At 69.9% G+C, this 21,018-nt stretch carries 19 protein-coding genes and 2 pseudogenes; 11 read left to right on the plus strand and 10 right to left on the minus strand.

Going from position 1 to position 21,018, the window contains the following annotated elements:
• Window positions 1-274: 274 nt before the first annotated feature.
• Window positions 275-1,063 (minus strand): hypothetical protein, encoded by a 789-nt coding sequence (locus ACX28W_RS10845; RefSeq protein WP_458998671.1) that lies wholly within the window; start codon window positions 1,061-1,063, stop codon window positions 275-277.
• A gap of 335 nt (window positions 1,064-1,398) precedes the next feature.
• Window positions 1,399-2,820 carry a lipase maturation factor family protein gene (locus ACX28W_RS10850; RefSeq protein ID WP_458998672.1) on the minus strand — a complete coding sequence of 474 codons (1,422 nt, stop codon included), beginning with the start codon at window positions 2,818-2,820 and terminating at the stop codon, window positions 1,399-1,401.
• Between the two features lie 283 nt (window positions 2,821-3,103).
• Between ACX28W_RS10850 and ACX28W_RS10855 the strand changes: the two genes are divergently transcribed.
• The 3 genes from ACX28W_RS10855 to ACX28W_RS10865 all read left to right on the plus strand — a co-directional run bounded on the left by ACX28W_RS10855 (window position 3,104) and on the right by ACX28W_RS10865 (window position 6,653).
• The gene (locus ACX28W_RS10855; protein ID WP_458998673.1) at window positions 3,104-3,289 is read left to right on the plus strand and encodes a DUF6777 domain-containing protein; all 186 of its coding nucleotides are present in this window, start codon (window positions 3,104-3,106) and stop codon (window positions 3,287-3,289) included.
• Between the two features lie 343 nt (window positions 3,290-3,632).
• Window positions 3,633-5,711 carry a SpoIIE family protein phosphatase gene (locus tag ACX28W_RS10860; protein WP_458998674.1) on the plus strand — a complete coding sequence of 693 codons (2,079 nt, stop codon included), beginning with the start codon at window positions 3,633-3,635 and terminating at the stop codon, window positions 5,709-5,711.
• A gap of 81 nt (window positions 5,712-5,792) precedes the next feature.
• Entirely contained in the window at window positions 5,793-6,653 is an 861-nt protein-coding gene (locus tag ACX28W_RS10865) for an Fpg/Nei family DNA glycosylase (RefSeq protein ID WP_458998675.1), read from the plus strand.
• 7 nt (window positions 6,654-6,660) lie between these two features.
• Here ACX28W_RS10865 and ACX28W_RS10870 read toward each other — a convergent pair whose 3' ends face one another.
• The 3 genes from ACX28W_RS10870 to ACX28W_RS10880 form a co-directional block, all read right to left on the minus strand.
• Window positions 6,661-7,311, minus strand: coding sequence for a zf-HC2 domain-containing protein (locus tag ACX28W_RS10870; protein WP_458998676.1), 651 nt, complete (start codon window positions 7,309-7,311; stop codon window positions 6,661-6,663).
• Window positions 7,312-7,515: 204 nt separating this feature from the next.
• Complete coding sequence (locus ACX28W_RS10875; protein WP_362077356.1) at window positions 7,516-8,031, minus strand: hypothetical protein; 516 nt, start codon at window positions 8,029-8,031, stop codon at window positions 7,516-7,518.
• Window positions 8,032-8,166: 135 nt separating this feature from the next.
• The gene (locus ACX28W_RS10880; protein ID WP_362077358.1) at window positions 8,167-8,706 is read right to left on the minus strand and encodes a sigma-70 family RNA polymerase sigma factor; all 540 of its coding nucleotides are present in this window, start codon (window positions 8,704-8,706) and stop codon (window positions 8,167-8,169) included.
• A 256-nt stretch (window positions 8,707-8,962) separates the two neighbouring features.
• On the opposite strand from ACX28W_RS10880, the gene ACX28W_RS10885 reads away from it, so the two are divergent.
• A complete protein-coding gene (locus ACX28W_RS10885; protein ID WP_458998677.1) occupies window positions 8,963-10,141 on the plus strand; it encodes a CapA family protein in 1,179 nt (392 codons plus the stop codon).
• A 29-nt stretch (window positions 10,142-10,170) separates the two neighbouring features.
• Here the strand turns inward: ACX28W_RS10885 and ACX28W_RS10890 are convergent, their stop codons facing one another.
• The gene (locus tag ACX28W_RS10890) at window positions 10,171-10,635 is read right to left on the minus strand and encodes a universal stress protein (RefSeq protein ID WP_458998678.1); all 465 of its coding nucleotides are present in this window, start codon (window positions 10,633-10,635) and stop codon (window positions 10,171-10,173) included.
• Window positions 10,636-10,762: 127 nt separating this feature from the next.
• On the opposite strand from ACX28W_RS10890, the pseudogene ACX28W_RS10895 reads away from it, so the two are divergent.
• From ACX28W_RS10895 to ACX28W_RS10905, 3 genes and pseudogenes are all read left to right on the plus strand, one after another.
• Window positions 10,763-11,203, plus strand: a pseudogene (locus ACX28W_RS10895) (hypothetical protein); the annotation flags it as partial.
• A 70-nt stretch (window positions 11,204-11,273) separates the two neighbouring features.
• Window positions 11,274-11,608: pseudogene (locus ACX28W_RS10900) on the plus strand (amino acid--tRNA ligase-related protein); the annotation flags it as partial.
• A gap of 81 nt (window positions 11,609-11,689) precedes the next feature.
• Entirely contained in the window at window positions 11,690-12,535 is an 846-nt protein-coding gene (locus ACX28W_RS10905; protein ID WP_458998679.1) for a polysaccharide deacetylase family protein, read from the plus strand.
• Window positions 12,536-12,583: 48 nt separating this feature from the next.
• Here ACX28W_RS10905 and ACX28W_RS10910 read toward each other — a convergent pair whose 3' ends face one another.
• A complete protein-coding gene (locus tag ACX28W_RS10910; protein ID WP_458998680.1) occupies window positions 12,584-13,237 on the minus strand; it encodes a class F sortase in 654 nt (217 codons plus the stop codon).
• Window positions 13,238-13,569: 332 nt separating this feature from the next.
• Here ACX28W_RS10910 and ACX28W_RS10915 point away from each other — a divergent pair, with 332 nt between their 5' ends.
• Window positions 13,570-14,061, plus strand: a complete 492-nt coding sequence (locus tag ACX28W_RS10915) for a hypothetical protein (RefSeq protein WP_458998681.1) — start codon at window positions 13,570-13,572, stop codon at window positions 14,059-14,061.
• 90 nt (window positions 14,062-14,151) lie between these two features.
• On the opposite strand, the gene ACX28W_RS10920 is transcribed toward ACX28W_RS10915, so the two are convergent.
• From ACX28W_RS10920 to ACX28W_RS10930, 3 genes are all read right to left on the minus strand, one after another.
• Window positions 14,152-14,700 (minus strand): hypothetical protein, encoded by a 549-nt coding sequence (locus ACX28W_RS10920; protein WP_458998682.1) that lies wholly within the window; start codon window positions 14,698-14,700, stop codon window positions 14,152-14,154.
• Between the two features lie 211 nt (window positions 14,701-14,911).
• Window positions 14,912-15,676 carry a bestrophin-like domain gene (locus tag ACX28W_RS10925; RefSeq protein WP_458998683.1) on the minus strand — a complete coding sequence of 255 codons (765 nt, stop codon included), beginning with the start codon at window positions 15,674-15,676 and terminating at the stop codon, window positions 14,912-14,914.
• Between the two features lie 15 nt (window positions 15,677-15,691).
• The gene (locus ACX28W_RS10930; protein ID WP_362077383.1) at window positions 15,692-15,820 is read right to left on the minus strand and encodes a hypothetical protein; all 129 of its coding nucleotides are present in this window, start codon (window positions 15,818-15,820) and stop codon (window positions 15,692-15,694) included.
• Between the two features lie 694 nt (window positions 15,821-16,514).
• On the opposite strand from ACX28W_RS10930, the gene ACX28W_RS10935 reads away from it, so the two are divergent.
• From ACX28W_RS10935 to ACX28W_RS10945, 3 genes are all read left to right on the plus strand, one after another.
• The gene (locus ACX28W_RS10935; protein ID WP_458998684.1) at window positions 16,515-17,465 is read left to right on the plus strand and encodes an SCO0930 family lipoprotein; all 951 of its coding nucleotides are present in this window, start codon (window positions 16,515-16,517) and stop codon (window positions 17,463-17,465) included.
• 521 nt (window positions 17,466-17,986) lie between these two features.
• The gene (locus tag ACX28W_RS10940) at window positions 17,987-18,799 is read left to right on the plus strand and encodes an SAM-dependent methyltransferase (RefSeq protein ID WP_458998685.1); all 813 of its coding nucleotides are present in this window, start codon (window positions 17,987-17,989) and stop codon (window positions 18,797-18,799) included.
• The gene (locus ACX28W_RS10945) at window positions 18,796-20,958 is read left to right on the plus strand and encodes a putative bifunctional diguanylate cyclase/phosphodiesterase (protein ID WP_458998686.1); all 2,163 of its coding nucleotides are present in this window, start codon (window positions 18,796-18,798) and stop codon (window positions 20,956-20,958) included. Before ACX28W_RS10940 ends, ACX28W_RS10945 begins: the two co-directional genes overlap by 4 nt.
• Window positions 20,959-21,018: the final 60 nt, after the last annotated feature.

The following is a 21,018-nucleotide window of genomic DNA, read 5'->3' on the forward strand; positions in this document are numbered from 1 at the left end:
GCACGGGCTCCAGCTCTTGGGGTACTCCCTTTCTTTACTTGTCGACTTGATCCGTCAAGCTCACGACGGCGCAGGCCAGCACCCGTCTTCGAGGGCGCTGGCCTGCAAGACGACGGACGGCTCGTTGAGCACTCGGAGGCGCTGATCACGTGGGCGGCCATCACTCCGGCGCCGACCGACGGCTGACCACCCCTACTCTTCCCCCGAGTCGCCGACGCGGGGCTCCACCGCCGCGACCACGGCCGGGGCGACGCCACCCTGCCGGGTGCCTCGCTCAGTTGGCGCGGCGAGTTTTGACTCCGTCGGCCTCGAAGTCGTAGATGGTCTTGTTGATCCGCAGGCCGTCGACAGCGCCGATCCAGATGTAGTCGCGGCCCTTGCCTACCGCGGCGGTGTAGATGGTCGGCCGCGCGCCGCCGTCGTTGAGCGCGGTTTTCAACTGCGGGAAGGTGCACTTGGTGGTCTGGTTGCAGCCGGTCACGACCCCCGCGTTGCCCGTGAGGAACCACAGGCCGGTCTCGGTGGCATCCAGGTAGGAACTCCAGCCGTCCGTCACCGGGGAGGGGTCCGGCACCCACACCGCAGAGGAGTAGGTGGTGGCCGCAGCCGCGGTGAGCTTCGGATTGATCTCGAACCTGATGTTCGGCAAGTTCCCCGGGCCGCCATAGGAGATGTTCTCGCCGGTCTGGAAGACGTGGAAACCGACCTGGTTCAGTCCCAGTACCGGGTCGCCGTAGAAGTCGACCTCGTTGCCGAAGTCGACCTTCTCGCTGGGCGGGGTGAGGGAGGTGGAGCTGTCCGCTACCTCGATTCCGAGGCTGCCCCGTCCGTAGGGCGGCCTCGCGGAGGAGCCCTTTACGTCGTACGAGCCGAACGGGCCGTTCCTCAAGGCGGCGACGGGAGAGCCGATTGTGTTGCGGGTGATGACGCCCCAGTGATCCGAGCTTCCCTGGATTCCGTCGGTGACGGCGGATGCCGATCCCGGGACGGCTGAGGCAGCGATCGCGACCAGCGCTGTGACCCCAAGCGTCACTTTCCGCTTCACACCAAAGCGAGCCTTCACGCTCACTCCTTTCGTGGTTGATACAAGGGCAGGACGGGCGCCCGAGCCGGGCCCTGCGTAGCGCACGCCACGGTAAGGACTCTCATTGGCGGAACTGGCCACGACGCACCTGTGACGCATGGCGATTAATCCCCATGGTGGAGCAAACAATTGACCTGTTCATGTCCATTGACCCGCTTGCCCGCCAACCAGTCGGCCCGGCCGCCGGCGGCTGGGCTGATCGCCGGCCCTTCGCCGGTGTCTCGCGGCCTCACCAGGGGCCGGAGGTCGGCATCGACGTGGGCGTCACCGTGCCCATCGCCCAGGAATCTCCCGGCTTTGGTCAGGAGAGCACTTCAACGGCTCTGATCCACCCATTCCAGCCGCATCGGCGGCAGGAAGTCCCGTACATACGTGCGGTGCCAGCACGCGCCCGTCTCGCGAAGCTCCCGCCAGGTCGTATAGCGATAGCGGTAGAGGCGGGCGCGGACGTACCGGGGTGGCGCGTCCGCCGGGAACGGGGAGCGGCGCAGCAGCCGTAGCGTGTCGCGGTCGTTCTCCAGGAGCCGTTCGACCAGACCGGTGAACCACGAAGCGGCGTACGCGGGGGAGAGCGCCGCGAACCACATCAGCCAGTCGAGCCGCAGATGGTAGGGCGCGAACTGGCGCGGCCAGTAGCGGGTGGCGCCGGGCTTGCCCTTGAACTCGTACTCCCGCCAGTCCGAGTCCTCGCGCGGCATGGCGTCCGTCGTGCCCTCGACGATCACCTCGTGACGGATCCGGCTGACGCTGCCGAACGCGCCGTAGGTGTTGACCAGGTGGAGCGGGTCGAAGGAGCGGTTCATGACCTGGCGCCGGGAGACGAGATTGCGGGCGGGGCGGTAGCTGAGCACGACCAGGCCGGTGGCGACGGCGAGCACCACGATCTCGTACCAGAGGGGCGGTCCGGACACCCGCGGGGGAGTGGTGGGGAACGCGACCGCCGACAGGGCCAGCACGATCGTCGTCCAGTTCAGCCAGGAGAAATTGCCGGACAGGACCAGCCAGAGCTGGGTGAGGATCATCAGCGAGGCGGCGGCCGTCGCGATCGGCTGCGGGGTGAACAGCAGGATGGGGACGACGAGTTGGGTGACGTGGTTGGCGGCCACCTCGACCCGGTGAAAAGGCTTCGGGAGATGGTGGAAGAACCAGCTCAGCGGGCCCGGCATCGGCTGTGTCTCGTGGTGGTAGTCCAGGCAGGTCAGCTTCCGCCAGCAGGCATCGCCGCGCATCTTGATCAGCCCGGCGCCGAACTCCACCCGGAAGAGCACCCAACGCAGCAGGAAGAGGACCACGATCGGGGGAGCGACCTCGTCATTGCCCAGGAAGACGGCGAGGAAGCCGACCTCCAGGAGCAGGGACTCCCAGCCGAACGCATACCAGGTCTGGCCGACATTGACGATGGAGAGGTACATCGCCCAGGGCACAACCCACAGCAACATGGCACCCCAGAGCGGTAGTTGTTGATCCAGGCCCGCGATCAACGCCACCGACACCGCACAGCCCGTCCAGCACCACGCCGCGAAGAAGCGGTCCGAATAGCGCAGCTGGAACACGCTCGGCGCGTTGCGGAACGGCACCCGTGCCACGAAATGGGGCACCGGCAGCATCCCGCGCTCCCCGATCAGCGCGCGGAACTGGAGCGCCGCGCCCAGGAACGCGGCGAGATACACGACGGCCAGCACCCGCTGGAAGACCAGCCGGCTCAGCCAGTACTCGGGGGCGATGAACCACTCCACGACAAGGCGCTCCTCTCCCTCCCATTGTGACGCTGGGTGACCGTCTCGGCTTGCGTAAGCCAACTGGGCGACGCAGACAATAGCGGACGAAACACCCGGAGGGTGAACGGGGGGAACGCGGGAGAACGCGGTGCGCATACCCACCCGAACCATCGTCACGACCTGCGCTGGAGCTCTATCCCCAGCCGGTCGGGGTCCAGGGGCCGGACCTTTCACCGACTCCACGGCCACCCCGACCGTCACTCGAAGGCCGTACACGGCGCCCACGGACAGTGCCTCCGCCGTGCAGGAGGTGCGTTCCCTCTCGGGTTCCACGCCCGGCCTCCACGGAGGCACCCGTTCCGTCGGCGGCTGCGACGCCGAGAAGGGGATCGGCCTGCTCGCCGCCGACCGGAGCAAGGCGCGCGCCTTCGCGCGGGCCGCGGGCATCTCCCAGGCCTCCGTCTCGTCGTGGCCCCTGCGCGTTTAGGGCCTGTCCGGCGGATCATGCCGCAGACGCGGGGCGTGGCACGCCCGCCCCCAAGCTCTCGGCTTCGCTCGAGCAGGGAGGTACCCCCTCCGGCGTTGTCGTCGGTTGCCGACTCCCCCAAGTTCTCGGCTTCGCTCGAACAGGGGGACCCCCATCGCGTCGACGCCCTCCTCCGCCTTGCAGCTGCACGCAACAGGCCCCGCTCACCGGCGATTATCAGGCGCCGTTGCTTCCCTGCGACCTGATCCGCCGGACAGGCCCTAGCCCCCGCACGGCCGGAGAGAAAGCCCCTGCACGCCGGGGAGAAGTCGAATAATCGGGCAAATCCTGGCAAGGTGGCCCCATGGTTGATCGGGGAGCGAGCGCCCTGTCACTCCCGGACGACTGGCCCGCCCACCCGGATCCGATCCTGGCGCTCAACCGCATGGGCAGTTTCGACTGGGACCTGGACACCGGTCTGATGCAGATGGACGCCCAGGCCCACGAGGTCTTCGACCTGCGCCCCGACGAATACGACGGCCGCCCCGGGACGCTGCTGTCCATGCGGGTGCCCCCGACCGAGGCCGGCCGCATCGACACCCTGGTCTCCCAGGCACTCAAGGACGGCAGCGAGAACTATGGCGCCTACTTCCGCATCCGCTGCCGGGACGGATCGTCACGCTGGACGCACACCCAGGGCTACATCCGCCGCGACGAGACGGGCCGCCCGCGCCGGATCATCGGCATCGTCCGCGACGCCACCCAGGAGCTGAGCGAGAGCGCGGCGCGCCGCGAGCAGGCCGCCCAGGACGAGGCCCGGCGTCAGCAGACGAACGTCGTGCAGGTCACCACGGCGGCGCTCGCACACGCCCGCACCGTCCAGGACGTCATCGACGTCCTCAAGGACTCCCACGGCCTCACCCACCTCGGGGCGACGAGCCTGGTCATGGGCCTGGTGGAGGCCGGACGCATCCGGCTGGTCGCCGAGGGGCCCGAGGGCAGCTTCGTGGCCGGCACCATGGTCACCCGTATCGACGAGCAGTACCCGATGAGCGAGGTCGTACGCACCCTCGCGCCGCGCTTCATCGAGTCCCCGGAGGACTTCGCCGAGTCGTACCCGCTGCTGTGGCCGAACATCACCGACCTGGAGATCACCTCGGCGGCCTATCTGCCGCTCATCGCGCAGGCCCGCCCCATCGGCGCGATGGGCCTGCTCTACAACGACCGGCGCGGTTTCTCCGCGGAGGACCGCAACGTCCTCGTCGCGCTCGGCAGCAGCATCGCACAGAGCCTGCAGCGGGCCATGTTCTACGAGCAGGAGAAAGACCTCGCGCAGGGCCTCCAGCAGGCCATGCTGCCGCGCTCCATCCCCAGCGTGCCCGGCGCCGACATCGCTGTCCGCTACCGCTCCGCCTCCCTGGGCCGGGACATCGGCGGCGACTGGTACGACCTGATCCCGCTGCCCGGCGGGCGCGTCGGTGCCGTCATCGGCGACGTGCAGGGCCACGACACCCACGCCGCCGCCGTCATGGGCCAGCTGCGCATCGTGCTGCGCGCCTACGCCACCGAGGGCCACACCCCCGCCACCGTGATGGCCCGCGCCTCGGTCTTCCTGCACGAGCTGGACACCGAACGCTTCGCGACCTGCCTGTACGCGGAGTCCGACCTGTCCACCGGTGTCGTCCAGCTGGTGCGGGCCGGCCATATCGATCCGCTGATCCGCCAGACCGACGGCAGCTGCCGCAGGCTGCCCGTCGAAGGGGGGCTGCCGCTGGGCCTGTCCGCCGAGTTCGGGCGCCTCGAATACCCGGTCGACACGTTCGAGTTGGACCCCGGCCAGACCCTGCTGTTGTGCACCGACGGCCTTGTCGAGGAGCCCGGCGCCGACCTCGACGAGGGCATGCACACCCTGATGGAGCTGATCCGCTCGGGCCCGGATGACGTGCGCGATCTCGCCGACCTGCTCATCGACGTCGCCGAGGAACGCGGTGGCGACGACGATGTCGCCCTGCTGCTCCTGCGCCGTCGCGGCGCCGGCCCGCAACAGTCCGGCGGGCGGCTCCAGCAGCATGTCGCGCCCGGCGACCCCGAGGCGCTCATCGAGGCCCGGCACATGATCCGCGCCGCCGTCCGCGCCTGGGGCGCCCAGGAGCGCACCGACGAGATCGAGCTGGTCGCCGACGAGCTGATCACCAACGCCCTCATACACACCGAGGGCGCCGCGATCGTCACCCTGCGGGTCCTCACCGGCCCCGACCGCAGGCTGCGCGCCGAGGTGGAGGACTGCTCCAGCGCCCTGCCGCGCCGTCGTGAGGCCGGCGAGTCCGGGGTCTCGGGGCGCGGCCTGCTGCTGGTCGACCGGCTCACCGACGTCTGGGGCGTGGAGGCCCGTGGCGGCGGCAAGTGCGTGTGGTGCGAGTTCGTCGTCCGGGAACGGGACTGACCACCGGCGCGCCTGGGGTGTGTGCCGGGGATGCGCGACGTTCCGGGTGGTGTTGTCGGAGCCGGGTGGCACCCTGGAGCCATGCCGGAACTGCCGGAGGTCGAAGCGCTCAAGGACTTCCTGGCCGACCATCTCGTCGGCCGCGAGGTCGTGCGCGTGCTGCCCGTTGCCATCAGCGTCCTGAAGACGTACGACCCACCCGTCACCGCCTTCGAGGGCCGTGAGGTCACCGCCGTGCACCGGCACGGCAAGTTCCTCGACATCGAGGCCGACGGCCTGCACTTCGTGACGCATCTGGCCCGCGCGGGCTGGCTGCACTGGAAGGACACGCTGCCCGACGGTCCGCCCCGCCCCGGCAAGGGCCCGCTCGCGCTGCGTGTCGCCCTGGAGACCGGAGAAGGCTTCGACCTCACCGAGGCCGGCACCCAGAAGAGACTCGCGGTGTACGTCGTACGGGACCTGGCAGAGATCCCCGGCATCGCCCGACTCGGCCCCGACCCGCTCGCCGCCGACTTCGACGAGGCGCGGTTCACGAAGCTCCTGGAGGGTGAGCGGCGTCAGCTGAAGGGCGCGCTGCGCGACCAGAGCCTGATCGCGGGTGTGGGGAACGCGTACAGCGACGAGATCCTGCACGCCGCCAAGATGTCCCCCTTCAAGCTCGCCGCCTCGCTGACCCCCGAGGAGACGAGCCGCCTGTACGAGGCGCTGCGCGCCACCCTCGCCGAGGCGGTGGAGCGCTCCCACGGGCTGGCCGCCGGGCGTCTCAAGGCGGAGAAGAAGAGTGGTCTGCGGGTGCACGGCAGGACGGGCGAGCCGTGCCCGGTCTGTGGCGACACCATTCGCGAGGTCTCCTTCAGTGACTCCTCGCTGCAGTACTGCCCGACCTGCCAGACGGGCGGGAAGCCGCTGGCGGACCGCCGGATGTCCAGGCTGCTCAAATAGCGCCCGGTCACCGGGATTCGACCGTCACCAGGTGCTCGCCGTCCGTTGTGCGCACCTCGAACCGGCTGATCTCCTCGGAGTGGAGCGCGGCGCCGCCCTGCATCGTGGTGGCCGCGCCGTCGTGCACGGGCCCCATCCAGCTCGTCACCGTCTCCTCCGAGCCGTCCTTGCCGACGGCGACGAGCTGACAGGGGCGCGAGCCCCCGGCGTCCTTGACCTTGACGTCGACCTCGCTGCCCCAGACCCGGTCCTGGGTGGTGATCTGGGCCCACACACCGGTGTCCGCGTCTGTCGCGGCGACCTGGGTCGACGGGTCGCCGTTCGCCGTCACGATCGCGATCGCGGGCCCGCCCGCCGCGAACACCACGGCGGCGGCCACTGCGTACAGCCAGCGCCTGCGCCCGGCCCGATGCCGCGCCGCCACCTCGCTGAGCAGCCGGTCCAGCAGCCGGGGCCCGGGGGCGGCGAAGGGGTGCACGGAGCGCGGGGTGGCTCGCCTGTACAGCATCAGCTGTCGCGCGGCGGGGCGGAACTCACTCACGTGCGCCGCGCACTGGGGGCACTCCATGAGGTGATCCTCGAAGCGGAATGCCTCCGCCTCGTCCAGCACGCCGAGCGCGTAGGCGCCGACGTCTCGATGCCGTTCCAGGGACCTCATACCGAATACCGAATCCTCGTGGCGATGGTGCGGGGTGGGAGTGGTGTTGCTGTTGCCCACCCGTACGCACCGGAGCCACGAATCACTCAAGACCCGTACCGAATCGAGACCAAGACGTTCGGAGCGAGAGGGCCCGCGGATTGGTGCGAGCTCAGAAAAAAAGTTGCTCGGAAAACTTGTTCGGAGAGTGACCGGTCGTGGCGGTCAGAAGAGATGGATCGCCAGATGCCCCAGTGGCAGCCCCAGTTGCCAGGCCGGTGTCCACACCTTCGGACCGTCGTCCTCGCCCGGGACCGGGCCGCCACCGGGTACGGCGTCCAGGTCGGGGGCGAGCAGTTCGGTCTCCTCCAGCCAGCGCCAGGCCGCCGTCGCCAGCTCCAGGTCCGGGGCGGGGCCGCCGGACTCGACCGCCTCGGCCGCGAGGCGGGCCATGTGCTCGCGCACCCAGTCCTGCCACGGCTGGTCGTACGCCGTCAACGAAAGCCAGGTCTCCAGCTGGGTGACGACCCGGATGCCCGAGAGCTCGCCTTCCGTGTCGGAGAGGAAGATGGTCAGCGCCAGGGCGTCGCGCCCGGCGCGGAACTCGAAGGACGTGGGCGGCATCAGGTCGCCGGTCCGCAGCAGCTCGTCGGCGATGTACTCGGCGTACAACCACGCCATGGGGACCGTGAGTTCCCCACCGCCGGCGCCGTCCGTGCTCTCTTGACCTCTGTGCAGCATCCCTTCCGCCTTCCTCCGGTTTGCGTGCGCGTCGCCCGACCCGGGCCCCAACCCGGAAAACGGATGAGGACAGCTGATTGCTCAACCATGGTCCTCAGCAAGGCGCTTTACGGAGGCTTGACCCGGCCTTGGGTTTCACCGCAGGTCGGCCGCGTAACCCGGAAGAACCCGGCGCAGGGCGCGCAGCGCGTAGTACGCGCGCGACTTCACGGTACCGGGCGGAATTCCGAGCGCCGCGGCGGCCTCCGCCACACTCGCCCCCTGGAAGTACACCTGCACCAGGACTTCACGGTGCTCGGGAGTGAGTGTCTTCACAGCCTCCCGCACATCGAGCGTCGCCGCCGACCTTTCGGCGTGATCCGCACAGACTCGCGCACTCTCCAGCACAGCGTCCCCGACCTCCGGCGGACGCGCCTGGCGGGCCCGCCTCGCGTCGATCGCGAGCCGCCGTCCGACGGTGAGCAGCCAGGGACGTACGGAGTCGAAGTCGTCGGCGCGCAGCGCCTCGGGATGCTGCCAGGCGCGTACGAACGTCTCCTGTACCAGGTCCTCGGCGCGCTGTCGGTCACCGTCGCAGAGGCGTAGGAGCAGGGCGAAGAGGGGCCGGCCGTGCTCGCGCTGCAGCGCGGCCAGCTCGTGCTCGGCGGTCGTCTTGGTGGTGGTTCCGGCCGTCATGGCCTGTATGCCAGCGGGTGCCGCTCCGCTCGGACAGGGCCGCGACACGGGTCTGCGGTGGGCGGTCGATGCCGTCGGTGAACGGCGCGGCGAACGGTTCAGCGGGCTTCGCCCGAGGTGCCCTCGTATCGCCCCAACGGGCTTGTCCACGAGCGCCGGACGGGCGAGAGACGTGCGTTGCTCCTTGACTCCGGCTCTCCCACGTACGTGGATTCATATGACTTCGTACTTAAATATGACTGTATCGGGGTTCGGCATGATCACACGTAGACGACAGATCACTCTGGCTCTCACGGCCGTGCTCGTAGCCGCCGCGGGCTGCCAGGCCGCTCAGAAGCAGTCGGCGCCGCCTGGCAACAGCGGGCCGCCACCGGCGCCGTCCTCCGTCGCGCGCGGCTTCACCCTCGTCGCCTCCGGAGATGTACTGCCGCACGCTTCGGTCATCGCGCGGGCGAACTCCGACGCGGGCGGCGTGGGGTACGACTTCCGGCCGATGTTCGAAGCCGCGAAGCCTCTGGTCGGCGGCGCCGATCTGGCGATCTGTCACATGGAGACCGTGTACGGCGCCGCCGGCGCCGGCGCCGCCCAATCCGGCTTCCCGGCCCCGACCTTCAAGTCCCCGCCGCAGGTGGCCGACGGGCTCGCCGCGACCGGCTACGACGCCTGCTCCACCGCCTCGAACCACGCCCTGGACGACGGCGCCGCCGGTATCCAGCGCACTCTGGACGCACTCGACCGCGCGGGCGTACGGCACGCGGGAACGGCACGCACCGCGGGCGAGGCGGGCACGGTCACCCTCATGCGCGCGGGCCCCGCCACGGTCGCCCAGCTCGCTTACACGTACGGGACGAACGGCTTGCCGATGCCCGTGGGCGCGCCCTGGGCCGTCAATCTCATCGACCGCGACCGGATCCTCGCGGATGCCCGGGCCGCCCGGAAGGCGGGCGCCGATGTGGTCGTCGTATCCCTGCACTGGGGCACCGAATGGCAGGACGAGCCCGATATGCAGCAAGTGACCCTGAGCAGGGAACTCACCGCCTCCCACACGGACGGGCGGCCCGACATCGACCTGATCCTCGGCACGCACGCCCGTGTTCCGCAGGCGTACGAGAAGGTCAACGGCACCTGGGTCGTCTACGGGATGGGTGACCAGATCGCGGGCGAGATGTTCAACTACCAAGGCGTCCGGGACTCGCGGGGCAACGAGAGCACCCTCGCCCGGTTCACCTTCGCCCCTCCCACCGGCAAGGGCGCCCGCTGGGAGGTCACGAAGGCGGAGTTCGTGCCGCAGTTTTTCGACATCGACGCCGGGCGCGTGGTCAACCTCAACGCCGCCCTGGCGTCGGGGGCCGACGTCGGCGGCGTACGTGACCGGATCCGGGACGTCGTGCTCAGCCGCGGCGCGGCCCAGGACGGGCTGATGATGGGACAGTGACCCCACCGGCCCGTACTACGTACGACGCACTACGGGACGACCGTGACCGGCCAGCGCCCCGCCTTCACCAGCCGGACCGCCACCGACCCGATGATCCGGTGCCCCGCCTGCTCGGAGGCACCGACCACCACGGCGTCCGCCTTGAGCTCGTCCGCCGCCGTCACCAGGCCGTTGTAGGGGTCGCCACGGAAGGTGTGGAACTCCCAGCGCATCGAGAATATGTCTTTGGACCGCTCGGCGTACTCCCGGATCTGCGCGATGAGGTCCTCGGCGATCCGATCGGTCGTCTCGGCGACCGGTACCCCGAGCGCCGCCCCCGCGGCCATGATGGGCTGGACGTAGACGAGGGCGAGCAGCGCGCGCTGCCGCCTGGCCAGCCCCGCGGCGTAGGCCGCGGCCCGCAGGGACGAGTCGGAGCCGTCGACGCCCGCGACGATGACCTTGGGACCGTCCGTGCCACGTTCGAACCGCTGCGCGGGTTGCTGTTCCGTCACAGGGCCGAGGCTATCGGAATCCGCAGGTCCGGGAGCCGCGCGGGTTCGAACCGGGTGCAGCCCCCGCTGCCCCCGTGACCGCTCGACGGGCGGGTCCGTCCGGCTCTTCCTACAGTCGAAGCCATGAGTGCCCCCGTGCAGGCCCGCGCACCGAAGAACACGAAGGACACGAAGGGCCCGATACGGCCGTCCCGAGGCGGCCTCCTCGGCAAGGTCCCCCAATGCTTCGTCGCGGTCTTGTTCGGCGCCCTCGCCCTGCTCTGCGCCCTGCTGGCGTTCTTCGCACCCCCTGCGCCGCCTGCTGCGCCCCGTCGTGGACTTCCTCGACCTGCTGACCGTCGCGGTCAGCGCCAACCTCGCGTACGCCGGCTTCCTCTTCCTCCTCGCCGCCGCGACCGCGGCCCGCACGAAGGTCGCCTGGTGGCTGGTCGTCGTCCACCTCGGGCTGCTCGTCCTGTTCGACATCGTCGGCCTGGCGATGGGCCTGTACGCCCAGTCGCTGCCGTCCTTCGTCGTCTGCGGGCTCGCCCTGATACTCCTGATCGTGGCCCGCCGCGAGCCTCCTCGCTGCGCAAGCTCTGGAGCAAGGGCCACCCGAGAGCCGGCTCAACCGCGGTCACCTCGAGGTCGAGACCCCGGATTTCCCGACCGGCATCTCCCCGCTCACCCGACAGCACCGCACCGACCCGCGCCTCGCCGAACGCTGGGACCTCGTCGCCTTCGGCACCGAAAGGGGCACCATCTACTCCGAGTTGACCGACCCGGTGGAGCAGCGGCGACGGCTCGCCGCGCAGTCACTGCCGGCCGCCGGGGGCGACCCCGAGGCGATGGAGCTCGACGAAGACTTCCTCGACGCGCTGGAGTACGCGATGCCGCCCACCGGGGGTCTCGGTATCGGGGTCGGATTGTCATGTTCCTGACAGAGCTGACGATCCGCGAGACGCTGCCGTTCCCGCTGGTGCGCCGTCGCTGAGCTGGTCTCATCGGGTGCTTTGCTGAGGCCGTGGCGGTGTTGCTCAGTCGTGTCACCCCGCACATGGGTGACTGATGAATCATGCAAAACGATCAGCTGCTCACACGGCGCCGGGCGTTGATCGCCGGCGCGGCCGTCCTGGGGGCGGCCGGGGTGGCGGGCACGGCACGCGTCCTCACCGCCGAGCCGGCCGCGAGCCCGGCGCGAAACGCCCCTGCGGTCGCGGGCCCGCAGGCTCGCCGGGCCCTCAAGCCCTCCGCCTACCGCCTCGCGCCGATGACGGGATACGGCCCGCCGCGCAGCGCACCCGCGCGGCCCGTGGTCCGCCACGAGCCGATTCTGCGTATGTCCGGGCGTGGCCGCAGCATGGTGCTGACCTTCGACGACGGCCCCGACCCGCGCTACACCCCGGACATCCTGCGCACCCTGCGCGAGCACGATGTGCGCGCGATGTTCTTCGTGTGCGGGGAGATGGCCGTCGACAACAAGGACCTGCTGAGCGAGATGGCCGACGAGGGGCACATCGTCGGCAACCACACCTGGAGCCACCCGCTGCTGATCCAGCTCTCGCGCTCCGAGGTCCGCTCCGAGCTGGAGCGCACCAGTGACGTCATCGAGGACGCCTACGGCGAACCGCCCGTCTGGTTCCGCGCGCCCTACGGCGCGTGGAGCCGCGCGACCTTCCAGATCGGCGCCGACCTGGGTATGGAACCGCTGGCCTGGACGCTCGACACCCTCGACTGGACCAGCCCGGGCACGCGCACCATCATCGACCGGGTGGAGAACGGCGCCGGACCGGGCGTCGTGGTGCTCTCGCACGACGCGGGCGGCGAACGCTCGCAGAGCGTAAGGGCCTTGCGCGACTATCTGCCCCAACTACTCGATTCCGGCTATCACATCACTGTGCCGCGACGGCGCTACGCCTGAAGCCTCCCGAAGGGGTGACGGGCTTTCGCTCGCCCGGCCGAGGAACACTCAGTGAACCTCGACCAGGCGGGCGAACACGACGACGTTTCCGTCGTAACCATTCTGTTTGGAGAAACCACCCCCGCAGGTGATGACCCGCAATTCCGGGGCGCCCTTGCTGCCGTATACGCGATCACCGGGGAAGTTGTTCTTCTCGAAGACCTCGATGCCGTAGATCTCGAATGCCGCGATCTTCCCGTCCTTTCGCTGCACCTCGACCCGGTTTCCCTTTTTGAGGGCGCCGAGTCCGTAGAAGACGGCGGGACCGCGCAGGTTGTCCACATGGCCCACGACCACGGCTGTGCCCTTTTCACCGGGCGAGACCGCGCCGGTGAACCAGCCCGCGAGATTCGGGTCGTCGGGCGGCGGCGCGTCGACCCACCCGGCCGTGTCCAAACCCACCGGCACGACCGGCGCGTCGACCTGGATCGCCGGGATCCGGACCCGGTCGACGACGGAGTGCGGCAGCGCGCTCGAGAAGGTGGTTCCGGGGGTCCGGCTGTCCGCAGCCGCCGCCGACGCGGGCTGCGGAGGGCCCACGTCGAACTCACCGGAACCATTCCGAATGAGGGCGAGGCCGGTCAGGAGAACAAGCGCTATCACACCCCACGGGGCACGCTTCCTCTGCCGCTCCTCCTCTTCGGCCAGTTCGGACGAAGACATTCGCCATCCCCTCTCGACGCGGCCGTCGCCGCGTCCGTCGCGCATACGAGAACGCTAAGTGCCGCCTGCCCGGACGGCGACGGGGCACGGGCGAACGGGTGGCCCCGTGCAGCCGTGGTGCGCCATCCGAGTTGCCGAGCACAGGAATTTTCTGACGGTCCGTGACCTGCGACAATATCCGATTGTATGGAATTCTCTCGGCGTGTCTTCTCACCAGGACGGACCATTCTCGAAATGCGGCTCTGTGCACGGCATCTGAGGGTCTGTCTGGGAGGCGCTTTCTCGCCGATCGACCGGGGACGGTTCCCGGGGCGTCTTCCGCGGAGGATCACATGCGTACAACTCGTGCCCTGGCGGTCTCTGCCGCCGCGGTCGCCGCGGTGGGGCTCGCCGCGCCCGCGGCCACGGCCTGGAACGAACCGAGCAATATCGTCGCCATGCCCAGCGTCATTGCGCAAGGCGGGCAGCTGACCGTCACCGTGGACGGGGACGCGTGCCAATACCAAGGCAGCGCGGTCTCGTCACCGGTCTTCCGCACCACCTCGCTGCGCCGGGTCAGCGGCAACACGTCCACCGCGACGGTCACCATCGACCGGAACGCGCGGGCGGGGACGTACGACATCGCGGTCCGCTGCGGCGGAAACCGGGCGTTCACCCGCTCCCGGGCCTTCACCGTCATCGGCGGCGTCCGTGGCGGTCTCGGCGGCAGCAGTTCCCCCCGGGCGACGCCCACCGACATGGCGATCGGCGGCGGGCTCGTGGGCGCGGCTCTCCTCGGCGGCGGGGCGTTCTGGGTGCGCCGCAGGTCCGAGCGGCGGACCTGACCGGGCGTGCCCTTCAGGCGCGCACCTGACAGCACTTCGCCCCCGGACCCTGCCGGGCGGGTCCGGGGCGAAGGGCGGTGCGCCGCGCCGTCAGGAGTCGTCGTCGTCGGTGCGGCGGCGCGACAGGTACCACGCGGCACCCACGGAAGCGCCGATGAGTGCGGCCCCCAGACCGATCTCCTTCAGGTCGAAATCGCCGACGCTGCCCCCGGCTCCGGCCCTGACGCCCTGTTGCACGGGCACGGGCACCTGGGTCGGCTCGCTGTCCTGGCGGCCGGTGGCGAGGGTGAGATCGGTGTGCCCGCTCTCGTCGCCGCACCGGAACGTCACCTCGTACACGGCACCGGGCTTGGCGTCACGGTCGACCGTGGCCGCTGCGGACGACTGCCCCCTGGGGATGGTGACCGCGTCGAAGACTTCCGAGGAGACCCTGGCGGCGGAGTCGCAGTCCTCCACGTTCAGACGGACCTGGCCGCCCGCCACGATGGTCGACGGCTGCACGTCGAAGCCGAACGAGGTGATGTTGCTGTCGCCGCTGCCGCTGTCCCTGTCACCGTTTTCGGCGAAGGCGGCGGATACGGAGAAGATCAGGGCGGTCACGCCCAGCAGTGCGGCCGAAGCGACGCGTATCGCGCGCATGGTGAGCCTCCGGTCCCCGAGGAGCCTTGCTGCGCCTCGATGACCGGAACGCTAGGAGAGGCGGGGCGGGGGCGCGATCGCAGTAGCGCGAATGGGGCAACCGTGTGGGCCGTACGGGGGACGGCGTGCATGCAGTCGGGGGACGGACGCGGCGTGGCGTCCGTCCCCCGGATGAGGTGAGTCCTGCTGAGGAATCGTTACGGAGAGCCCGTCACCCCGGAAGGTGCGGGAACAGCTCCTTGAACGGTTCGGCGGAGGCTGTGATCCCCCGGCTGTAGGGCGCGTCGAAGTCCCAGATCAGGAAGAGCAGAAAGGCGATCAGGGCCGAGAAGAGCCCCGCGAGGATCAGCTCCCGCTTGGTGCGCCGGATCTGCAGCGCGAAGACCATCCCGATCGTGACCACCGCGCCGGTGATCAACCCGAACCACACCACGCCCGGCATGGTCGCCCCGGTCGAGCCGGCGCGGGAGGCACGCGCCGCGTCGGCCACGGTCACCTGGTCGACGAGCGGCTGGTAGGCCTGGGCCTCGAAGTCCGTCCGGGGCTCGTAGTCGGTGACGTCCTGGCGGATCCGGTCGAAGAGCCGGCCGCCCTCGGCGGTCACCTTGCCGTGGTCCGCCATGGCCTTCCACTCGGTGCTGACGACGTGGCCGACATACGTGTTGACGTCACCGCGGATGCGATCTCGCACGTCCGGCGGGTAGACGCGGACCCGCTCCGAGATCTCGTGCAGGGCCTGGGCCTCGGTCTGCACATGGTCCTGGGCCACACCGCGCGCCTCCCACACACCCGCGATGGCCAGGCCCAGGACGATGGCGTACACCACGCCGATCATCATGGTCATGTACTCGATCACGTCCGGGGTCTCGGACGGATCCTCGTCATCGGGAGCCGTGCGATGGCGTACGAGGGTCACGACGAGGACGACGAGCATCGCGGCGATCATCGCGAGGACGAGAACAAGCCATTCCGACAAGGATGCCTCCAGGAGTCAGCGCGGACGCAGCGCCGCGACGGCGAGCAGCGCGGGCACGGTGACGAGCAGGGTGAGCGAGACCAGGGGCGGCCCGCTGCGGGGAGAGTGCTTGCGTGCCGTCGGGCGGTACGCGGGATAACTCACCGGGGTCGGCGACGGCTTGGGACGCGCCTTGTGCGTGGGAGAGGGTTTTGGCGTAGGCGTAGGCGTAGGCGCAGGCGTCGGAGTGGCCGCCGGCCGCGGCGCCGCAGCGGGGGGCCGTGGGGTCGGTGAGGCGGGAGGAGGAGGCGGTGGCGGCTGGGGAGCGGGAGGCGGCGGTTTCGGACTGGGCTTGGGCGGGGGCGCTGGGGGCGGTGGTGGCGGCTTCGGAGTGGCCGACGGGCTCGGAGGCGGCGTCGGGGTGGGCGAAGGCGTGGGCGGCGACGGCGTCGGGGTGGTGCAGAAGCCGCCACCGGCGATCGCCACCGCGTCCGTACCGTCCGGGCCGACCGAGGCGTACGCGCAGGAGTCGGCGACAGCCGTCGAGGTCGGCGCTCCGCCGAGGAGCCAGGCCAGCGTCAGCAGCGCCAGTACCCGTATGACGAGGGCGGATTGGGTCCGCTGTGGTCCATGCACGACGAAGATCATGGGCCGTGCCGCGCCCAGGCACGCCGGAGTGGCGCGGTATTGCCCCGAACGAGGGATTGCGGGTCCGGGTGGTTTGACGGTCGTGTCACAGGGTTCGGAAAGATTTTTGTGCGCCGGTTGAACAGATCGGCCACTCCCGCCCGTACCTAGGGCCATGCGACGCGGCGCGGTAGGGCGCTGCAACATCTATGCGAATAGTGGGAGTTACCCAATGAAGAACTCCTGGCGGAGCGCCTCACTCGTAGCGTCAGCTGCGGCCGTGCTCGTGCTCACGACGGCGTGCGGTCAGGAACAGGGCACCACCCAGTCGACCGGCAGCCAGAACGTGGGCGCCGCGGCGGCTGCCAACGGTTATGGCCAGGGCACCAGTAGCAGCACCACGGCGCCGAACGACGCCGGCGCGGCTCAGCAGGGCGCCGTCACCGAGGCGGAGTCCGCGGGGCAGCTCGCCGTCGCGGAGAGTGCGGCGCTCGGCAAGGTTCTCACCGACAGTGCCGGATTCACCCTGTACCGCTTCGAGAAGGACACGGCGGAGCCGCCCAAGTCGAACTGTGACGGCGACTGCGCGACGGCCTGGCCGCCGGTTCCCGCCGACGGTGTCACAGCCGCCACCGGCGTGGACAAGGCTCTGCTCGGCGAGGTCACCCGCGCGGACGGCACCAAGCAGCTGACCATCGGCGGCTGGCCGATGTACCGGTACGCCAAGGACACGAAGGCCGGTGACACCAACGGTCAGGGCGTGGGCGGGACTTGGTATGCCTCCGCTCCCGACGGCAAGAAGGCGACCCTGGCGGACCTGCCGGGCCTGTCGACCCGTAATGACGCGAAGCTCGGTGAGATCGTCGTCGACAAGAACGGCATGACGGTCTACCGCTTCATGAAGGACGAGGCCTGGCCCGTCCCGGTGTCCAACTGCGTCGGCGCCTGCCTGGAGAAGTGGCCCGTCATCGCCCCCGTGGCCGCGAACGACACCAAGGGCGTCCAGAAGAAGGGCCTCATGAGCTTCACGAGGTCGGACGGCGCCAAGCAGATGACCGTCAACTGCTCGCCGATCTACACCTTCGCCGGTGACAAGGCTCCCGGTGACACCAACGGTCAGGGCGTGGGCGGCACGTGGTACGCCGTCGCGCCCGACGGAAAGGCGGTCGGCGCGCCGGAGTAGTGGATCACCTCCCCAGGGTTGATCGCATCCATCGCCCGGACAGTCGGAACGCGGAAGGGAGTGGACCAGAGCAGGCAAGTGTGCCGGACGAACCAAGCAGCGCGCGTGACCCAGGTCCGCCCCCTCCGCACCGCACGGAGGGGGCGGACCGCTTGGCGTGCGTGGGCCGCTTGGCGTGGGTGGACCGCTCGGCGTGCGGGGACCACCCGGTGTGCGCGGGTGCAAAAGACTTGTGACGCCACGGAAGCGCGCGCTTCCGATACCGTCGCGACGCTTTGTAACTCCCGTGAGCTTTTTGAAATGCTTCGGGTCGATTTCGTGGTGACGGCGGACGGCGTGTTCGAAGGACCTGTAGAGGGTGCCCATTCGGCACATGTCCGAGGCAGTGACAGTGAACGGACGGTCAATTTCCGTTTTAGCTCGCTCCCTTGGCGGGCGATCAGTAGCCTCAGCTCGAACACCGGATCGCCCGTACCTGTCCTGCACCGTCCTACGCCGTCGACTACGCCTTGGAGAGATAGATGGAGCGTCCCGCCTGGGCCCCTCGGAGCATTGACATCTCAGTGCCGAGCGTGTCCCGTATCTATGACTACTACCTGGGCGGTTCGCACAACTTCGAGGTCGACCGGGAGGCTGCTCGCAAGGCGATGGAGTTCGTGCCGGGACTGCCCAAGATCATGCAGGCGAACAGGGCTTTCATGCGCCGCGCCGTGCGCTTCGCGGCCGACGAGGGCATCACGCAGTTCCTCGACATCGGCTCCGGCATCCCGACCTTCGGCAACGTCCACGAGATCGCCCAGGCGGCCAGGCCGGGCGCGCACGTCGTGTACGTCGACCACGACCCGGTGGCCGTCGCGCACAGCCAGGCCGTCCTGCGGGACAACGACGACGCTGACGTCGTCGCCGCTGATCTGCTCAAGCCCCGGGAGATCCTGGCGAGCCTCGAGGTTCAGCGACTGATCGACCTGAACCGGCCGGTCGCCCTCCTCCTCGTTGCCATACTGCACTTCGTGGAGGACGCGGACGACCCGTACGGTGCGGTGGCCGAGCTGCGCGACGCGCTCGCGCCGGGCAGCCTGCTCGTCGTCACGCATGCCTCGTACGAGGGAATTCCGCTCCCCGCGGAGCGGGTCGAGGGCACGGTCGACGTGTACAAGGACATCCGCAACCCGCTGATCATGCGCTCGCGCGACGAGATCGCGCGGTTCTTCGAGGGGTACGACATGGTGGAACCCGGACTGGTGCCGATGCCGATCTGGCGGCCCGACACGGCACCCGAGGACGAGGATCCGTATTCCTTCTCCGGGTTCGGCGGCGTGGGGCGCACGGCGTGACCGCCGAACCGGCCGGGCCGGACGGGCCGGAGGACAGACTGCGCAGGTTCGCGACGATCTGGAGCCGGGCGGTCTTCCCGGTCACCTCGACGTCGCTGACCCGGCCCCAGCTCGAGGAGCAACTACTGCCGCTGGCCCGACGGTTGTGCGACGCGCTGCGGGCCAGGACCTTCGACGCGGCCGAGGGCCAGGCGGTCGGGGCCGCGCTCGTCGCCGCGCACTGCACCGACCCGGAGGCGCTCAGTCGCACCCTCGACTGCGTCGACGCCTATCTGGTGCTCTACTGCGGCGAGGACGTTCCTCAGGAGACCCAGGAGACCCAGGAGGCCCTGCGGACCCGCTCGGCGCGCCTGCAGCACGCCTTGGCCGCCGGGTTCGCGCGGGCGCTGCGGGAGCGGACGCTCGCCGAGCAGGAGGCCATCTCCCAGGCGGCGTTGAACGCGCGCAGCACGGTGGCCGAGGCGCTGCACGCGAGCGAGGCCCGCTTCCGAGCTGTGTTCGAGGGCGCGGCCATAGGTATCGGCATCGCCGACCTCGAAGGCAACATACTGCAGGTGAACGGAGCCTTACTGCGTATGTTCGGCGGCTCCGAGCAAGGGGTGCGCGGCCGCAAGGTCCCGGAGTGGACGCACCCAGAGGACGGGCCCCAAATCTGGCGGCTCTACGAGGAGTTGGTGCGGGGCGAGCGCGAGCACTACCACGTCGAGAAAGCCTTCTACCGGCCCGACGGTACCTCCCTGTGGACCAACCTGACGGTGTCCTTGCTGCGTGACGCGGACGGCGAGCCGCAGTACCAGCTCGCGCTCATGGAGGACACCACCGAGCGGCGGCTGCTCAATCTGCGGCTGCGCTACGAGGCCACACACGACGCGCTCACCGGACTGCCCAACCGGACCCTGTTCTTCGAACGCCTGGAAAAGGCGTTGGCCGTGGGTGGGGCCCAGCGCTTCGGGCTGTGCTACCTCGACCTCGACGGCTTCAAGACCATCAACGACAGCCTCGGGCACGCGGCCGGCGACCGGCTGCTCGTCGAGGTCGCCGACCGACTGCAGTCCTGTGCGACCGCCCCCGGCGAGATGGTCGCCCGGCTCGGCGGCGACGAGTTCGTGGCCCTCACCACCGGCCCCGACACCGAGCGCGAGGTCGACGAACTCGCCGGGCGCATCATGAACGCCCTGGTCACCCCGATCAGCATCGACGGACGTGAGCTGACCGTGCGCGGCAGCATCGGCATCGTCGAGGGACCGGCGGGCGAGCGCGGCCCCGCGGAGGTGCTGCGCAGCGCCGACATCACGATGTACCGGGCCAAGTCCGCCGGCGGCAACCGCTTCGAGCTCGCCGACCCCGAGGCCGACGCCCGCGCCATCACCCGGCACGGACTCACCACCGCGCTTCCCGCTGCCCTCGACCGGGGCGAGTTCTTCATCGAGTACCAGCCGCTCGTGCACCTCGGCGACGGCAGTGTGCGCGGCGCGGAGGCGCTGGTGCGCTGGCTGCACCCGCAGCACGGCGTGCTCGGCCCCGACCAGTTCATCCCGCTCGCCGAGCACACCGGACTGATCGTCCCGCTCGGCCGCTGGGTCCTGGAGCAGTCGGTCCGCCAGGCCCGCGAGTGGCAGGAGCGACACGAGGCGGCGGGCTCCCTGCGGATCAACGTCAACCTTTCCCCGTGCCAGCTCACCCATCCGGGGCTGGTCCAGGACACGGTCGACATCCTGGAGCGCGAAGGACTCGACGCCGACGCGCTGTGCCTGGAGGTCACCGAGTCCGCGCTGATCGGGGCCGACGACGACCTCCTCAAGCCGCTGCGCCGACTGGCCGAGATGGGCGTGGACATCGCCCTCGACGACTTCGGCACCGGCTACTCCAACCTCGCCAATCTGCGCCGCCTGCCCGTGAGCATCCTCAAGCTGGACCGCTCCTTCACCCAGGGCATGCAGCAGTTCCCGGCGGACCCCGTCGACCTCAAGATCGTCGAGGGGATCGTCACGCTCGCCCACAGCCTCGACCTCGCAGTCACGGTCGAGGGCGTGGAAACGGGCGCCCAGGCCGAGCAGCTGCGGATACTGGGCTGCGACACGGCCCAGGGCTGGTACTACGCCCGCCCGGGCCCACCGGAGCGGCTGCACGAGCTGGCGCTGGTGGACGCGACGGGCTGAGCCTTCGCGCGCGGCGTGGTCTCCTGGAACGGGGAGGCCACGCCGCGGCCCTGTCCGGGG

The sequence above is a fragment of the Streptomyces sp. SD15 genome (assembly GCF_054462255.1).

What these genes read in the sequence shown, in the direction of transcription:
- ACX28W_RS10870 (WP_458998676.1), bottom strand. Translation starts at nt 7,311, where the DNA reads ATGAGGTCCCTGGAACGGCATCGAGACGTCGGCGCCTACGCGCTCGGC.
- ACX28W_RS10940 (WP_458998685.1), top strand. Translation starts at nt 17,987, where the DNA reads ATGGAGCGTCCCGCCTGGGCCCCTCGGAGCATTGACATCTCAGTGCCG.
- ACX28W_RS10905 (WP_458998679.1), top strand. Translation starts at nt 11,690, where the DNA reads ATGCAAAACGATCAGCTGCTCACACGGCGCCGGGCGTTGATCGCCGGC.
- ACX28W_RS10935 (WP_458998684.1), top strand. Translation starts at nt 16,515, where the DNA reads ATGAAGAACTCCTGGCGGAGCGCCTCACTCGTAGCGTCAGCTGCGGCC.
- ACX28W_RS10865 (WP_458998675.1), top strand. Translation starts at nt 5,793, where the DNA reads ATGCCGGAACTGCCGGAGGTCGAAGCGCTCAAGGACTTCCTGGCCGAC.
- ACX28W_RS10910 (WP_458998680.1), bottom strand. Translation starts at nt 13,237, where the DNA reads ATGTCTTCGTCCGAACTGGCCGAAGAGGAGGAGCGGCAGAGGAAGCGT.
- ACX28W_RS10920 (WP_458998682.1), bottom strand. Translation starts at nt 14,700, where the DNA reads ATGCGCGCGATACGCGTCGCTTCGGCCGCACTGCTGGGCGTGACCGCC.
- ACX28W_RS10880 (WP_362077358.1), bottom strand. Translation starts at nt 8,706, where the DNA reads ATGACGGCCGGAACCACCACCAAGACGACCGCCGAGCACGAGCTGGCC.
- ACX28W_RS10915 (WP_458998681.1), top strand. Translation starts at nt 13,570, where the DNA reads ATGCGTACAACTCGTGCCCTGGCGGTCTCTGCCGCCGCGGTCGCCGCG.
- ACX28W_RS10860 (WP_458998674.1), top strand. Translation starts at nt 3,633, where the DNA reads ATGGTTGATCGGGGAGCGAGCGCCCTGTCACTCCCGGACGACTGGCCC.
- ACX28W_RS10885 (WP_458998677.1), top strand. Translation starts at nt 8,963, where the DNA reads ATGATCACACGTAGACGACAGATCACTCTGGCTCTCACGGCCGTGCTC.
- ACX28W_RS10875 (WP_362077356.1), bottom strand. Translation starts at nt 8,031, where the DNA reads ATGCTGCACAGAGGTCAAGAGAGCACGGACGGCGCCGGCGGTGGGGAA.